Origin of the sequence: Pseudomonas sp. 2VD (assembly GCF_005503585.1) — a bacterium.
Classification (GTDB): Bacteria; Pseudomonadota; Gammaproteobacteria; order Pseudomonadales; family Pseudomonadaceae; genus Pseudomonas; species Pseudomonas aeruginosa.
Genome location: NZ_SCND01000574.1, coordinates 1 through 2,315 on the forward strand (window position 1 = coordinate 1; position 2,315 = coordinate 2,315).

The following is a 2,315-nucleotide window of genomic DNA, read 5'->3' on the forward strand; positions in this document are numbered from 1 at the left end:
CGTAGTCCTGGGTTTCCTGCGGCAGCGGCAGGTTCCAGTAGTCGGTCGGCAGGCCCAGTTTCTCGTTGCGTTCGATGGCACGGCTGACAGTGCCTTCGCCGGCGTTGTAGGCCGCCAGGGCGAGCATCCAGTCGCCGTTGAACATGTCGTGCAGGCGCTCGAGATAGGTCAGGGCGGCGTTGGTCGAGGCGGTGATGTCGCGGCGACCGTCGTAGAAATTGGTCTGGCGCAGGTTGAAATGCTGGCCGGTGGCGGGAATGAACTGCCAGAGGCCGGCGGCGTTGCTGCGCGACAGGGCGAAGGGGTTATAGGCGCTTTCGATGACCGGCAGCAGCGCCAGTTCGAGCGGCATGTTGCGTTCTTCCAGGCGCTCGACCACGTAGTGCATGTAGAGGCTGCCGCGCGCGCTCGATTGTTCGAGGAACGACTGGTTGCTGAGGAACCAGAGGCGCTGGCGTTCGATGCGCGGGTTGGTGCTGATCGCATCCTGGAGCTGGAAACCGTCGCGCATGCGGTCCCAGATGTCGTTGTAGGCGGCGTTCTGGCCGGGCTGGGTATGCAGCCAGGAGGGATTGAACTGGACGTCGACGGCTCGGGCGCCGGGACGTGCTGCTTTGGCCTGGGCCTCCCCCTTGATCTGGCCGCTGCCCTGGCAGCCGGCGAGCGCACCGGCGATGAGCAGGATGGACACCCGAACGGCGCGAGCCAGGGCGTCTAGATCGGGGGTTTTACGTGTCTGTGGCGGCATCGGCTGAGTGCTGTTCCGGGCAAAAATTCAGCCGATTCTAGAAATGACCTCAAGAGTGGTCAAGATTTCGCCAACCTTCAGAACTGGTCCTTCCAGGCCCTCAGGATGGCGAAAACCTCCTCCGGGGTGCGGTTTTGCTGGCCGCTCCGCTGGTCGGCTTTTTTCTTAACAGAATTTTCCGAAACGCGAAGAAATGGATTGGTCGACAATTCCAGCGAGATTTCCGACGGCAGGGTGATGCGATCCCGTTCGCGCAACCGGGTCGCTTCCTCGAAGCGTTCCCGCAGCGCCGCGTTGTCGGGCTCCACCGCCAGCGCGAAGCGCAGGTTGCTCAGCGTGTACTCGTGGGTGCAGTAGACCCGGGTGTTGGCCGGCAGCGCGGCCAGTCGCGCCAGGGAATGGTGCATCTGCGCCGGGGTGCCTTCGAAGAGACGGCCGCAGCCGGCGGCGAACAGGGTGTCGCCGCAGAACAGCAGCGGCGTCTCCGCCGGGTGGTAGTAGGCGATATGGCCGAGGGTATGGCCGGGCACGTGGAAGATCTCGAAGACCAGGCCGAGCACCTCGACCCGTTCGCCGTCTTCCAGCGCCAGGTCGCGGGCCGGGATCTTCTCGTTGGCCGGGCCGAGAACCCGCGCGCCGGTCAGTTCCTTCAGGGCCGCGACGCCGCCGACGTGGTCGTGATGGTGGTGGGTCACCAGGATATCGCTCAACCGCCAGTCGGGATGGGCGGCCAGCCAGGCTTCCACCGGCTTGGCATCGCCGGGGTCGACCACCGCGCAGCGACGGCTTGTCGCATCTTGCAACAGCCAGATGTAGTTGTCGTTGAAGGCGGGCAGGGCGTCGATCTGTATCATGGGTCGATGTCGCTAAGCAGAAGTCATTGGCGCATAGTATTGCTTATTTTCCCGTCGTGCCGGCGTCCGTCGCCGCGAAGGGGAAGACGCTGGAGGTACGCATGAACGAACCGCAAGCCTTCGCCCAGACCGATGCCGAGTGGCTGGCATCGATCAACCGGGCGCGCGACTGGTTCCAGGGGCCGCTGGGCAGCCTGATGCTGGCCGAGGAGCGACGCCTGTTGTGCGACGAGCTGACCCGTTACTTCGGTGGCTACCTGGTGCACTACGGGCCGCATGCCGAACTGCCGCCGAGCACCGGGCAGATTCAGCGCGGCGTGCGCCTGGGGCCGCCGCTGCCGGGCGTGGACATCGCCTGCGAAGAGGGCGCCTGGCCGCTCAGCGAACATGCCGCGGATGTGGTCCTGCTGCAACACGGCCTGGATTTCTGCCTGTCGCCTCACCGTCTCCTGCGCGAAGCCGCGCGTACCGTTCGTCCGGGCGGCCACCTGCTGCTGATCGGCATCAACCCATGGAGCCTGTGGGGCATCCGTCATTATTTCGCCGGGGATGCCTTGCGCCAGGCCCGCTGCATTCCTCCGTCGCGGGCCTGCGATTGGCTCAACCTGCTGGGCTTCGCGCTGGAGAAACGGCGCTTCGGGTGCTATCGTCCGCCGCTTGCGTCGGCAGCCTGGCAATCGCGCCTGGCTCGCCTGGAGCGCTGGGGCGACGCC

Annotated in this window: 3 protein-coding genes; 1 reads left to right on the plus strand and 2 read right to left on the minus strand. The window is 65.6% G+C overall.

From position 1 onward, the window contains the following. Together FFS27_RS31855 and gloB are read right to left on the minus strand one after the other, a co-directional pair. Positions 1 to 748, minus strand: a 748-nt coding sequence (locus FFS27_RS31855; protein ID WP_171019277.1) for a lytic transglycosylase domain-containing protein, incomplete at its 3' end; no start/stop codon positions are given. A 77-nt stretch (positions 749 to 825) separates the two neighbouring features. Next, positions 826 to 1,602, minus strand: a complete 777-nt coding sequence (gene gloB / locus FFS27_RS31860; RefSeq protein WP_021264644.1) for a hydroxyacylglutathione hydrolase — start codon at positions 1,600 to 1,602, stop codon at positions 826 to 828. A gap of 101 nt (positions 1,603 to 1,703) precedes the next feature. Between gloB and FFS27_RS31865 the strand changes: the two genes are divergently transcribed. Further along, the coding region (locus FFS27_RS31865; protein WP_137952507.1) for a methyltransferase domain-containing protein at positions 1,704 to 2,315 on the plus strand (612 nt) is incomplete at its 3' end.